General features: G+C 28.2%; 15 protein-coding genes. 3 read left to right on the top strand and 12 right to left on the bottom strand.

What is annotated here, in order from left to right; genetic code table 4:
* Together trmD and rpsP are read right to left on the bottom strand one after the other, a co-directional pair.
* Positions 1 to 684 (bottom strand): tRNA (guanosine(37)-N1)-methyltransferase TrmD, encoded by a 684-nt coding sequence (gene trmD, locus R7X45_RS00690; RefSeq protein WP_318055538.1) that lies wholly within the window; start codon positions 682 to 684, stop codon positions 1 to 3.
* Positions 685 to 705: 21 nt separating this feature from the next.
* Positions 706 to 969, bottom strand: a complete 264-nt coding sequence (gene rpsP, locus R7X45_RS00685; protein ID WP_318055537.1) for a 30S ribosomal protein S16 — start codon at positions 967 to 969, stop codon at positions 706 to 708.
* A gap of 1,270 nt (positions 970 to 2,239) precedes the next feature.
* Between rpsP and rpsD the strand changes: the two genes are divergently transcribed.
* The 3 genes from rpsD to mutM all read left to right on the top strand — a co-directional run bounded on the left by rpsD (position 2,240) and on the right by mutM (position 4,206).
* Complete coding sequence (gene rpsD, locus R7X45_RS00680; RefSeq protein WP_010320876.1) at positions 2,240 to 2,857, top strand: 30S ribosomal protein S4; 618 nt, start codon at positions 2,240 to 2,242, stop codon at positions 2,855 to 2,857.
* Between the two features lie 94 nt (positions 2,858 to 2,951).
* Positions 2,952 to 3,386, top strand: coding sequence for a ribose 5-phosphate isomerase B (rpiB, locus tag R7X45_RS00675; RefSeq protein WP_318055536.1), 435 nt, complete (start codon positions 2,952 to 2,954; stop codon positions 3,384 to 3,386).
* Between the two features lies 1 nt (position 3,387).
* On the top strand, positions 3,388 to 4,206 hold the full coding sequence (gene mutM, locus R7X45_RS00670; protein ID WP_318055535.1) for a DNA-formamidopyrimidine glycosylase: 819 nt from the start codon (positions 3,388 to 3,390) through the stop codon (positions 4,204 to 4,206).
* A 620-nt stretch (positions 4,207 to 4,826) separates the two neighbouring features.
* Here mutM and ligA read toward each other — a convergent pair.
* The 10 genes from ligA to R7X45_RS00620 are packed head-to-tail and all read right to left on the bottom strand — an operon-like array spanning position 4,827 to position 13,209.
* Positions 4,827 to 6,872, bottom strand: coding sequence for an NAD-dependent DNA ligase LigA (gene ligA, locus R7X45_RS00665; RefSeq protein ID WP_318055534.1), 2,046 nt, complete (start codon positions 6,870 to 6,872; stop codon positions 4,827 to 4,829).
* 2 nt (positions 6,873 to 6,874) lie between these two features.
* Positions 6,875 to 7,837, bottom strand: a complete 963-nt coding sequence (locus R7X45_RS00660) for an energy-coupling factor transporter transmembrane component T (protein WP_318055533.1) — start codon at positions 7,835 to 7,837, stop codon at positions 6,875 to 6,877.
* Positions 7,827 to 8,732, bottom strand: a complete 906-nt coding sequence (locus R7X45_RS00655; RefSeq protein ID WP_318051030.1) for an ATP-binding cassette domain-containing protein — start codon at positions 8,730 to 8,732, stop codon at positions 7,827 to 7,829. The genes R7X45_RS00660 and R7X45_RS00655 overlap by 11 nt, the downstream gene beginning before the upstream one ends.
* The gene (locus tag R7X45_RS00650; protein ID WP_318051029.1) at positions 8,705 to 9,523 is read right to left on the bottom strand and encodes an energy-coupling factor transporter ATPase; all 819 of its coding nucleotides are present in this window, start codon (positions 9,521 to 9,523) and stop codon (positions 8,705 to 8,707) included. The genes R7X45_RS00655 and R7X45_RS00650 overlap by 28 nt, the downstream gene beginning before the upstream one ends.
* Before the next feature lie 9 nt (positions 9,524 to 9,532).
* Positions 9,533 to 10,075, bottom strand: a complete 543-nt coding sequence (gene hpt / locus R7X45_RS00645) for a hypoxanthine phosphoribosyltransferase (protein WP_282861101.1) — start codon at positions 10,073 to 10,075, stop codon at positions 9,533 to 9,535.
* A gap of 29 nt (positions 10,076 to 10,104) precedes the next feature.
* Positions 10,105 to 10,836 (bottom strand): 16S rRNA (cytidine(1402)-2'-O)-methyltransferase, encoded by a 732-nt coding sequence (rsmI, locus tag R7X45_RS00640; protein ID WP_318051028.1) that lies wholly within the window; start codon positions 10,834 to 10,836, stop codon positions 10,105 to 10,107.
* Positions 10,837 to 10,840: 4 nt separating this feature from the next.
* A complete protein-coding gene (locus R7X45_RS00635) occupies positions 10,841 to 11,716 on the bottom strand; it encodes a hypothetical protein (RefSeq protein ID WP_318055532.1) in 876 nt (291 codons plus the stop codon).
* Complete coding sequence (gene tmk, locus R7X45_RS00630) at positions 11,676 to 12,335, bottom strand: dTMP kinase (protein ID WP_318051026.1); 660 nt, start codon at positions 12,333 to 12,335, stop codon at positions 11,676 to 11,678. The genes R7X45_RS00635 and tmk overlap by 41 nt, the downstream gene beginning before the upstream one ends.
* 1 nt (position 12,336) lies before the next feature.
* Positions 12,337 to 12,921 carry a toprim domain-containing protein gene (locus tag R7X45_RS00625; RefSeq protein ID WP_318051025.1) on the bottom strand — a complete coding sequence of 195 codons (585 nt, stop codon included), beginning with the start codon at positions 12,919 to 12,921 and terminating at the stop codon, positions 12,337 to 12,339.
* 9 nt (positions 12,922 to 12,930) lie between these two features.
* On the bottom strand, positions 12,931 to 13,209 hold the full coding sequence (locus tag R7X45_RS00620; RefSeq protein WP_044284004.1) for a YbaB/EbfC family nucleoid-associated protein: 279 nt from the start codon (positions 13,207 to 13,209) through the stop codon (positions 12,931 to 12,933).
* Positions 13,210 to 13,242 lie beyond the last annotated feature (33 nt).

Genomic DNA, 13,242 nt, shown 5'->3' with positions numbered 1-13,242 from the left:
CTATTTTTTTTCTTTAAATTTTATATACTTTTCTCATAAATCAGGGCGTTTTTTTTGGGTATTAATTTCTCTTTGCTTTTGACGCCAGGATTCAATTTCTTTATGATTGCCTGAAATTAAAACTTCAGGAACTAATAACCCACGAAAATTTGCTGGTCTAGAATATTGAGGATAATCTAATAAAAAATTATTAAAAGTCTCATTATCTAAAGAATTTGGGTTTATTACGTTTGGCTGTAAACGCGAAATAGCATCAATTATTGCCATTGCTGCTATTTCGCCACCAGTTAAAACAAAATCACCTAAAGACAATTCAAAATCAATGAAATTATCAATAATTCTTTGATCAAAACCTTCATAATGACCACATAAAAGAGTTATTTCTGACTCTTTTGCTAGTTTTTTTGCAATATTTTGGTCAAATTTTTTACCTTGAGGGCTCAAGGCTATTTTTATGCCTCCAACCTTTTCAAGAGCATCAACAACTGGCTGAATTTGCAAAAGCAAGCCAGGGCCACCGCCATAAACATAATCATCTACTTTTTGATGCTTATTTTGACTAAAATCGCGAAAATTAATAATATTAACTGTTATATCTCCTCTCTGAATTGCCTTTCCAATGATTGATTCAGAAGTAAAGGTTTCAAAATAGCGGGGAAACAATGTTAAAACATTAATTTTCATCTTTTAAGTTTTGAAAGAACTTTATGCTGAATGTTTTTGTTCTAAAAAAGTTTCAAAAATACCTTTTTTAGAAAAAATAGTTCGCACAGTGTCTGTTGTTTGAGCGCCTATATGTAATCAACGATATGTTTTTTCTAAATTAACCCTTGCAACTTTTTTTTGTGGATCATAAAATCCAAGTGATTCAATAAAACGGCCATCACGAGGCGCACGCGCATCTGCGACAACTATTTTATAAATTGGATTAAATTTAGAGCCCATTCTTTGAAGACGAATTTTTACCATTTTAGTTCCTTTACTAGCTTTTTGGGTTATTTTCATTAAGCAATTAAATAATTATATCATAAAATAATAAAAAACAAATTTTTAAATAATTTTTGAGTGTGGAAAATCTAAAAAGATTAGGAAACATAGTTAATTTTATTGTTTCTTGAAATATATTAAATATTTAGTTAAAATATTGTCTAAGAAAAGCGGTTCTAATTTTTTTTTTAACAGTCAATTATTACCTTATAATATAATGATAAATTTTGTTTTTTTATCGTTATTTACTAAGACAATGAAACTTTTTTCTAACCTTTTCATCATAGGGTTGATGAGACTAGTTTTGCCAAAATCATTGTTGATAAAATTATTTAAATCTAAATTATTTCATAAATTTGCAAATTAAAAATTGAATAAAGATAGTTTACCATAAATTCTAAATTTTTTAAATTATAACATAAAATTTTAACTTAAAAGCAAAATTATGAAATTTTTAAACTGCTTTTTTAGCTTAAAACACTGACAAAAACCATAAAAAATACAACCGCTATTTAAACTCAATGCAAATAGAAAACTCGTTTTTATTTGCATTGAGCCTAAAAAAAATATGAAGTTTTGAAAGAACAATAATTAAAAGCCCTAAATTTGAAGATTTCCAAACGGTTAAATTTAAAGCATTCCATCATATTTAAAAATATAATGGATAATTCGCATTTGCTGATTTTTTTATGACAAAAAACATAATAAGTCCCCCTAATTCAATATGAAAATTTATTAATAATTCTTAATTGAGTTTATTATAACATAATTTTATTTTAAACCAAGCATTTTTTTTTTGTTTTTTGCAAAAGGTTAGTTTTAAAACAATAAAAATTAAGATTTTAGGTCAAAAAACACGGATTTACCGGTATTTTTGCATATTTGTATTCAATAAAAATAAATTTTTCATCGAACTGGGAAACTCAGGAGTTTTGTTAATTATTTTTTTATAGTTAAATATTAACAAAAGGTTGTGATAATTTCAAGACGGTAAATTTTTTATTAAATAAAATTTAGTCGCTGAATCAATTAAAAATTCGGAAAAATATTGCAAAAATTTTAAACTATGCTATAATTATTTTGCATTTTTAAATTAACAGCATTAAATATTGTTAAAAAAAATTCAAAATTTGTCAAGATTTGTGAGTATCCTGCTGTTGGTGAAAACATTAGATTTTGAATTCATTTAATAAATATTTAGTTTTCTCTTTTTAGTCTAAAAATGCAAATTAAATTAGTAAAAGGAGAAAAAATGTCACGCTATACAGGCCCAATTTTTAAAAAATCACGTCGTGTTGGCTTTTCTATTCTTGAAACTGGAAAAGAATTTGCAAAAGGTAAACAACGAAAATACGCACCAGGGCAACATGGTCAAAGACGTTCAAAACTTTCTGACTACGGTGTTCACCTTCGTGAAAAACAAAAAGTCCGTTTTATGTACGGTTTATCAGAAAAACAGTTTAGAAATACATATAAAAAAGCAACTAAAAAAACTGGTATTGCCGGAACTTTATTCTTACAGGCGCTCGAATCTCGACTTGATAATTCCGTATATCGCGCAGGATTTGCCGAAACTCGTCGTCAAGCTCGTCAATTAGTTAGCCACGGTCATTTTTTGGTTAATGGGAAAAAAGTTAATATTCCATCATACCAATTAAGACAAGGTGATACATTTGAATTAACTAAGTTAAAAAATGAAAAAATCCGTAAAAACGAGCAAATTTTAACAGCATTAGAAACAAAAACAGCCGCTCCTTGGCTTGAAGTTGATAAACAAAATTTCAAAGTTGTTTTTTCTCGTCGTCCGGAACGTTCTGAGTTAAATCAAGAAATTAAAGAATCACTAATTGTTGAGTTCTACAGTAAATAATCTAATATTATATAATTGAAAAATCCAAACCTTGATTAGTTTGGATTTTTTTTGTTAAAAAATGGTATAATTTAACAAAAAATAAGGGGGAAAAATGCCAAAAAAATTTGCTATATCTTCAGATCATGCTGGTTTTGAAAGAAAAAAAGAAATAATTCAATACCTTGAATCTTTAGGTCATCAAGTTACTGACTTAGGTCCATATAATGATGAGTCAAGTTCTTATGCAGTTTATGGAAAAAAGTTAGCTAATTTTTTGCTTGAAAATAAAAATCAAATTGGAATTGGAATTTGCGGGACTGGTCTTGGTATGTCTTATGCGCTAAATCGTTTTAAAGGAATTCGCGCTGCAAGAGTAACAAATGAAAATGATGCTTTTCTGGCCAAATTACATAATAATGCAAACGCTTTAGCTCTTTCAGGTAGATTTAATTCCCTTGAAGAATCTAAAAAAATTATTGATAAATTTTTAGAAGCAGAGTACGAAGCTGGCCGTCACCAATCTCGAATTGACGAATTGGACAAATAAAATGCCTGAATTGCCAGAAGTTGTAACCGTTGTAAATGCCTTAAAAAAAGAGATTATCGGTAAAAAAATAGTTAATGTTTTGGCTAAAGATGAGAGTTTTATAAAAGAAATTTCATTTGTTGAATTTCAAAAAATACTGAAAAATTCAACTATAATTGATGTTCAAAATAGGGCTAAACATATTTTATTTTTCTTAGATAACCAAAAAGTTTTACTCTCACATTTACGAATGAACGGGAAATATTTTACTTATAAGTACCCAAAATGAAATAAATTTGACTATATTTCCTTTATTTTTTCAGATAATTCAGTTTTAAATTATAATGATAGTCGAAAATTCGGGACTTTTGTTATTAGAGATTGTTTTAATTTATTCAAAACTAAACCCTTAGTCGATTTAGGACCTGAACCTTTTTATATTAATGTTGAGGATTTTTATCAAAAAATCCAAAAATCAACTCGCTCAATCAAATCGATTTTACTTGATCAGAAAATAATGAGTGGGCTAGGAAATATTTATGCTGATGAGGTTTGTTTTGCGGCTAAAATTTCTCCAGACAAAATTGCTAACCAAATAACCTTAAAACAAGCCAAAATAATCGTTGAAAAGAGCAAAGAAATTCTGCAAAAATCAATTGAATTGGGTGGATCAAGTATAAATTCATATACTTCTTTGAATGCAAAAGAGGGTAAATTTCAAAATTTTTTGAAGGTACATACTAAAAAAAATTTACCTTGCACTAAGTGCAATGAAAAAATTTTAAAAGTTGTTGTTGCTGGCAGAGGAACTTATTTTTGCCCAACTTGCCAAGTTGAATAAAAAACCTATCCCGAGTTTCCCAGTTTGATAAAATAATCTTAAAAAAGTGTCCGGTTTTTTGGGTACTTCTTTAACTTTTTTGGCAAAAGTTAATTGCATATTTTAAAACACTGACAAAAACATAAAAAAATACAACTACTATTTAAACTCAATGCAAATAGAAAACTCGTTTTTATTTAAATTGAGCCTAAAAAAATATATGAAGTTTTGAAAGAACAATAACTAAAAGCCTTAAATTTGTAGATTTCTAAACGGTCAAATTTAAGGCATACCATCATATCTAAAAATATAATGGATAATTCGCATTTACTGATTTTTTTATGGCAAAAACATATCTTATCCTCCCTAATTCAATATCAAAATTTATTAATTCATTCTTAGTGACTCCATTATAACATAATTTTATTTTAGACCAAGAATTTTTTTTTTTTTTTTCAAATGGTTAATTTTAAAATAATAAAAATTAAGAATTTAGGTCAAAAAACCCGGATTTACGGGTATTTTTGCATATTTGTATTCAATAAAAGTTAATTTTTTCCGTCAAACTTGTAAACTCGGAGCAACTTATTTTTGCCCAAGTTGTCAAATTGAATAAAAAACCTATGAAATTATAGGATTTTTTATTCAATTTTACTTTTTATTAGCTCTCAAAATTCTTCTTCTGAGATTCTTTTAACGCCTAATTTAATTGCTTTTTCTATTTTTGATCCGGTCGATTCACCCGTTACCAAATAAGCGGTTTGTTTTGTTATTGATGTGTGAAAATATGCACCTGTTTGTTCGATAATTTTAACAAATTCGTGTCTTGGTTTTGATAATTTTCCTGAAATTGCAAATGATGTTCAACCAATTAAAGACGGTGAAATAGTTGGATTTTTAAAATTAAAATTAACCTTTTCAAGACAGTCAAGTAGTTTTTGATTTTCCTCATTATTAAAATATTCAGTCAATGAATTAATTATAACAGGGCCAAAATCATTTTGATTTTTTAGTATTTCAAAATCTAATTTTCTTAATTCAGAGATATTTTTAGCATATCTTGCAAGAATTTTAGCAGCTTTTATTCCAACATTTTTTATTCCTAAACCAAAAATTAACCTATGAAAATCGATGTTTTTTGCTTTTTCAACCTCATTAAGCAATTTAATTACTGACTTAATTTGTAAAGATGGAACACGCTTATTTTCTGAATTTAATTGGCTAGGTTTAAATTCAGAATAAATTTTTTCAAGGTTATTTTTAAGGTCAAAAATATCACAAATATTAGAAATAATTTTTTTATCTAATAGTGTTTGAATTCTTTTTTCGGCTAAAGTTTCAATATTTAAAGCGGCTTTTGATGAAAAGTGAACAATTTTTTGGAGAATTATGCCAGGACAATTTTTGTTTTGACAAAATTGATCAATTCCTGATTCACTAAAAATTAATTCAGACTGACATTTAGGACAGTTTTTTGCAATTGAAAAATTAGTTTTTTCATGTTTTTCAACACTTCCGATAATTTGCGGGATAATTTCGCCCGCTTTTTTAACAAAAACATCAGACATTAAATTTAATTTTAGATTTTCAATATAAGAATAATTAGGTAAAACTGCCGAGGAAATAAGACTACCGCCAAGATTTACGGGTTCAATTTTGGCATTATATGTGACTTTTCCAGTTCTTCCAATTGTAGGAAAAATTTCTAGTAGTTTGGTTTTTACAACGTCATCTTCAAATTTAAAGGCAATAATACTGTGAGGAAATTTTGATGTATAACCTAGCTGATCATAAAGGAAAAACTCGTTAATTTTGATAACAACGCCGTCAATATTGTAATTTAGTTGCTCTCTTTTTTTTTTAATTTGGCCAATAAAGTCAAAAACATCGTTTAAATTCTTACATTCTTTTTGAAAATCATTAGTTTTAAAACCTAATTTTTTTAAAAAAGTGATTGCCTCTAACTGTCTAAAAATTTTATGTTTTTCTGGTTCAACAAGTGTATAAAAAAACCCGCTTAAAAATGAAAAATCTTCGCTAGCTGAATCTTTTTGGTTCTTTTTATATCGTCTAAGAATTCCACTTGCGGCATTTCGAGGATTTTTGAAGACATTTGTCTCAGTTTGTAAACTTTCAAAGGCAGAATTATCTATGTAAATTTCCCCTCTTATTTCAAGGTCATCAAAATAATCTATTGTTTTAGGGATAAATTCATCCTTAATTTTAAGGACATTAACTAAAACATCCTCACCAAAAACACCATCCCCACGAGTCAGTGCTTGAATAAGTTGGCCATTTTTATAAATTAGTGAAAGTGAAATTCCATCAATTTTTGGCTCGACAAAAAAAGTTACATTTTCTAAAATTACCATTGCTTTTTGGGCTCATTTTTCAAGTTCAGATTTTGTATGAGCCTTGTTGAGCGATAACATCGGAACTGAGTGTTTAATTTTGGCAAATTTTGATGTAATTTTGCTACCAACTTGTTGACTTGGCGATGAATTAAGTTCGTCTAAAGTAAAAAGATAGTAATATTTTTGCTCCAAATTTATTAATTCTCTCAGTTTTTTATCATAAATTAAATCATCAACAAGCGGATTTTGCAGTTGATAGTAATGATGATTTCAAGTTTCAATTTGTTTTCTTAGCTCAAGAATTTCATTGCGTATTTTAGAATTATTTTCCATGATTAAATTTTTTGATTAGTGTAGAGTCATCAAAATGGAAGGCGCGAAATTGGAATAATATTCATTTCCATTAAAACTGTTAAAGTAATAAGGGCAATAAAAATAAGGGCAAAAAGATAATCAAGCTTGTTAAAAACTAGACGGCGATAACGGCTTCTCTTTGCATAAACATCATAACCGCGGACATCCATAGCATTTGAGAGATCTTCAGCCCGTGAAAAAGCAAGCACAAAAAGTGGAATTACTAGAGTTATTAATGATTTGACTTTATCCCTAATTTTTCCGTGTTTAAAATCTACCCCACGTGAAGACTGAGCTTTCATAATTCGGGTCGCCTCAAGTAACAAAGTCGGAATAAAACGAATCGCGATTGAAATAATCATTGCAATTATATGGGTCGGAATAAATAAAAGTTTTAAAGGCAGAATTAAATCTTCAATTGCACGGGTTAGTAAAAATGGCTTTGTTGAATAAGTTAAAATTGTAGTTGAAATTATCATGCCATAAATTCGAACCGCTAAAACTAGAGAGCGAATTATGCTAACAGTTCCAATTGAAAATTTTATACTTCCAAATAAAACGGTCGGCTTTACTAAATATCAAGAAATAAAATGCGTTGTTTCTTCAGGATTTAGACCTAAAACTTTATATTTAGGCGGTTCATTATCAGATGAAATGCCTAAAATTGTATTAATATTTTGGTGATCAATAATAAATCCGTAAATTATTAACATAATTATGAAAATGATTATTGGCATTTTCATTAAAGTAAAAATTTGCTTAACTCTTTTTGTTGTTATATAGAAAAAAACAAGTGAAAGAAAAAGCAAAATTGAAATTGTCGCTAAATGGGTAGTGACAAAAAAAAGCACTGCAAAAAGAATATTAAAGGCTATTTTTAGTCGGGGGTCCATTTTATGAATTATTGTGTTTCTTGGGACATATTTAGCAACACTAATTTGCATTTTTTTCCTTTTTTATTAATAGATTAATTTGACTAATCAGTTCGTCAATTGACTTAACTTTCGAAATTGGATATCCTATTTTTACTAATTTTTCACGGAAATTTAGCAAATTTGTAGGTAACATTTGGTTTTCAATAAGAAATTGATTATTATCTAAAATAGGATATGTTTCACCATCGTATATAATTTTACCATCTTTAAAAAAAATACAACGTTTTGTTCACTCTAAAACACTGTCAAGATCATGAGTTGCTAAAATGATTGTCTTTCCATTTTTATGAAGAGTGTCGAGTATTTCAAGCATTTTTACTGAACCTTGAGGGTCAAGACCTGCCGTTGGTTCGTCAAAAAAAATTATATCTGGATCCATTGCTAAAATTCCGGCAATTGCAACTCTTCGTTTTTGGCCACCTGAAAGTTCAAAAGGTGATTTATCTAAAAAAGTCTCATCAAGACCGACTAGTTTTATCATTTCAGCTGCTTTTTTCTTGGCCTCTTCTTTGCTGACTCCCATTGAAACTGCGCCAAAAATAATGTCTTTTTCAATAGTTTGCTCAAAAAGTTGGTATTCAGCAAATTGAAAAACCACTCCAACTCGACGGCGAATTTGTTTTATAAATTTAAACTTTGATTTTAAAAATCTTGGTCTTTGAACAACTAATTTTTTTTCAGTTTTTGACTCTTGATCAAAATAAAAATACTCAACTTCACCCTTATCAGGGAGCAAAAGAGCGTTCATATGTTGGATAAAAGTCGTTTTTCCTGAGCCGGTTTGACCTATTATTGCGATAAATTCACCTTGATTAATTTCTGCAGATACATTGTCAAGCGCTTTTATTTCAATTGGTAATTTTTGGTCGTAAATTTTTACGATGTTTTTTGCTTTAATTTTCATAATTGTTCCAGCAATTCATTTTCATCATAGGTCGGACTAATAAAATCAAGGTTTTTTGAAATTTTATAAATAAAAGGCGAGTCAATTTTAGCTTTTTCGATTATTTCATCATTATTTAAAATTAATTTTGGATCACCTTTTGCAATAATTTGGCCTTTTGCAAAGACAACAACTTCATCGGCCAAAATCGCTTCGTTCATATTGTGCGTTATTGAAATCAAGGTTTTACTTTTATCTTTACGGAGGTCATCTAAAATTTTAACAACATCACTTTTTCCTTTTGGATCAAGCATTGAAGTTATTTCGTCAAAAATTATTATTTGCGGATTTAGGGCTAAAACTGAAGCAATAGCAACTCTTTGCTTTTGACCACCAGATAAAAATTGTGGTTCGCGCTCGAGATAAGATTGCATTTGTACTTTTTGTGCCAATTCTGCTATGATTTTGGGCATTTTTTTTGGATCTTCGTTAATATTTTCCAAACTAAAAGCAATATCGTCCTCAACTGTTGCCCCAACAAATTGATTATCTGGGTTTTGAAAAATAATACCGATTTTCTTTCTAATTTTAGGTAGGCTTTCTTTATTTAATAAGATTGAATCAACTTCAACTGTACCTTTTTGCGGTTTAGCGATTCCGGAAATAATTTTAGAAAATGTCGACTTTCCTGATCCATTATGGCCTAAAATTGCATAATATTTGCCTTTTTCAAAAGTTAGACTAACATCTTTGAGCGCTAATTGATTCATATCGTTAGTGTAACTAAAGGAAATATTTGTAACTTTTATCATTTTTTTATTTTATTCCTTTTTGTTTGGATCAAAAATTGCAACAAAAGGTCAATTTCGATATTTTTCCTGATAATCAAGTCCATAACCAACAAGAAAAGCATCGGGAACTTCAAAGCCAAAATAATCTGGTTCGATATCAGTTTTTCTTTTTTCTCTTTTATAAAATAAAGTAATTATTTTTAGTGATTTTGGTTTTTTTAATTTTAAATGTTCACTAATTTTTGTCAAGGTTATCCCTGAATCAAAAATATCATCAATTAAAATAACATCTTTATTTTCAATTTTTAGGTCAATATCGGTAATAACTTTCAATTCGCCACCTGATTGTGTACCACCAAAATAGGATTTAGCAATTATGCAATCCACCATTGAATCAACTTCGACTTGCTGAATTAAATCAGTAAGAAAAATTAATGAACCTTTAAGAACAGCAACAAAAACAATTTCTTGTGAATTTTTATAGTTTGAATTTATTCACTTTGCAATCTCATCAATTCTAGTTTTAATTTGTTTATTGTCAAACAAAATTTTTACAATATGCTTGTTAATCATTTTAACCCGTCTTTTTAAAATATTTTAATCTAAAATTTTACACTATTTTTCGAAAAATTTTCATATTTATTTGCTTTTAACTTTGGCTTTTCATCGTTTTTTAGCCTTAAAACCATAGTGAATTCACCTTTGGTAGAATTTTGAAGCTGAGCTAAAATTTTTGAAGGAGAACCAAAAAAATATTTTTGATGAATTTTTGTCATTTCTTTAACAAGAAAAATTTCAACTTTGTCGCCATAAAATTCATTAATTACTTCAAGAATATAAATTAATTTATATGGCGAAACATAAAAAATATAACTATAATTTGGTATAAAATGTTCAATTTGTTTAATTATTTGCTGCTTTTTTGAGTTAAAAAAACCCATAAAAACTAACGGTAAATCAAAACCAGAAAGAACAAAAGCGCCAACAAAAGCACATGCGCCAGGTAAAAAATCAACTTCGACATCGTTTTCATGGGCTCATTTTACCAAAATTTGACCCGGATCACTAACTGAAGGGGTACCTGCATCTGACATTAGAATAATGTTTTGGTTAGTTAAAAATATGTCAGACATTTTGGCGATAGTTGATTTTTCATTAAATTTGTGATAGGAAATTAACTTTTTATCTTTAACTTCCAAAAAATTTAGTATTTTTTTGGAAGTTCGGGTGTCCTCGCACAAAATTAAATCAGCTGATTTTATTGCTTGAATTGCTCGCAAAGTTATATCTTGTAAATTTCCAATTGGAGTTGCTATAACTGTGATTTTTGCCATAATTTTAAGTTAAAATGTTATTTAGTCGAACTAAAAAGCCCAATTTTTGAATATTAAAGTTTGCATTTGTTTCAAGTGAGGAAAGAAATTTTTTAAATGTCTGATTAATCTTTACCATTTTTTCAGAATTCAAATCGAAAAAATTCCCTTTTTTAGCGTCTTTTTTGCTAAGACCAGAATTACTTAAAAAAAATTGTTTGAAATGAGCGATTATTATCTGAAGAAAAATAAATGAGTTTTCTTTTGTTAAAACTTGATTTAAAAACAGTAAAAAATCAAATTTTGATTTAGTTAAATTATTTAGTAATGACTTTAATTTATCTAAATCCAAATCACTAATGGCTTTAATAGCCAAAGTTGCTTGATCAAAATTGGTGAAAATATTTGCATATATAGCATTATAAGGCGATTTTTTTCATGTATCTAGCTTTTTTTTGAGTTCGTTTTTTCTATTTAAATCATTGAAAAAAAATATTTGACAACGAGAAACAATGGTCGGAATAATTAAGTCTGAAGAAAAAGAAGTTAGTAAAAAATATGTATTCAAAGGAGGGTCTTCTAAAATTTTTAGAAATGAGTTTAGCACAGAAATATGGGCATTTTCAATGTTTTTTATTAGGAAAATTTTTGAATTATCGCCATAAAGAGAAGAAAAATACAACTTGTTTACCTCTTCTAAAAATTCTGTTTTTGAAAGGCGATTATCTGCAAAATCATGTTGAAAAATTTGTGGTTTTTGACTAAATATCTCTAAAAATTCAGCTATTTTCTCATCTAGAAAATCTGAATAACTCGAAACAAGTAAAATTGCATGTGGAATTGTCTTAGTTTTTGACAAATTATCGAAAAAATGGCGCCAATTTGTCGTAATTTGCTTCATAATAGCTCTCAAAAAAATTAATTATATCTGTTAAAACATGATCATAGTCGCCATTACCGTCAATTTTAATGAAATTTTTTCTTGTTTTTAATAAATATTCATATCCTTTAATAACTTGTTTATAAAAATCCTCGCCGCGATTTTCAAGTCGATCTCGCTTTTCGTTTCGATAAATTTCCATTCGTTCGCGAGATTTTGAAATTTTAACATCAAGGAAAATTGTAAAATCTGGAAAAGTGTTTTCAGAAATTAAACTATTTAAATTAAAAACTAAATCTGGGCTTAAATTATTTCCAAACCCTTGATATGCAATCGAAGAATCAATGTAGCGATCACAAAGAACAATTTTTCCAGATTTTAAAGCTGGCCAAATTACTTGTTCAAGATGAATCCTTCTTGAGGTTGAAAATAAAAGCATCTCAACATATGGGCTAATTTGATTTTTTTTATTAAGCAAAAACTCACGGATTTGCTGTGCTTCTTGTGAATCATTGCCACTATATGGTTCAAAAGTTGTAAGAATTTCTTTTTCTGGAAATTTAATTCTTAAATACTTTGCAAACAAATTCATAACGGTTGATTTTCCGCTTGCATCAATCCCTTCAAAACTTATAAACATATTATTTTTCCATTTCTTGACGATTTTCCAGCGCTTGATTTAAGGTTACATTGTCAATATAATCAATTGCTGCCCCAAAAGGGATGCCAGTAGCTAGCCTAGTAATTTTTGTTGAGGATAAAAACTTGTGTTTTGCAAGATAATTTGCAAAAATTCAACCTTCCATTGTTGAAGAAAGAGCAATAATAATTTCGCTTTTTTCATTAGCAAGGTCTGCAAGTTTTTTTATTTGCAAGTCATGATTTTCGAGCTTTTTGATATCATATTTGCCAAAAACAAAATACTTGCCATCATATTTTCCTAGTTTTTCAAATTTTGTGACCATTTCAGAATTTTCAACCACTAATATTTTAAAAGAACGCTGAAAATCAAGGCATATTTGGCAAACTGAATTAGCATTTAGATATCCGCATCTTTCACAATACTGAAGATTTCTTTTTAAATTATAAATTTGCTCGACAAATGTCTCAATTTGACTAAGGGGAGTATCGATTAGAGAAAATAAAATATTTGTGGCTTGTTTTTTTGTGATTCCGGGAACTTTTCTTAATTGGTCAACTAGTTTTTCAAAATTTTCATCTACCATGATTTAAAATTAATGTGATTGAGTTGGAGCAATTTTTTCATTTTCTTCTCTAATTTTCAACAAAGCTTGATTTAATGTGATAGAAATTAAATCTTCTAATGTTTCAATATCGTCTTTGTCGACTAAAAATGGAGCAATTTTTAACTTTTTTAACTCAAAACCTCCTGAAATAGTCAGCGAAATTCCTTGATTTTCAAAGTCAAAATCTGTTTTTTCTAACAAATCTTTTTTTACTTTGTGATCTTTTTGCATTTTTTGAGCTTCTTTTAATAGTTTTTGAAGATTCATTTTTTTTCCTTTCTCTTATTTAAATAAATTATA

The organism is Mesomycoplasma ovipneumoniae (genome assembly GCF_033343935.1).
GTDB lineage: Bacteria > Bacillota_I > Bacilli_A > Mycoplasmatales > Metamycoplasmataceae > Mesomycoplasma > Mesomycoplasma ovipneumoniae_G.
Note: the sequence above shows the minus strand (reverse complement) of the source record. Positions and strands in the feature narration are given on the sequence as shown.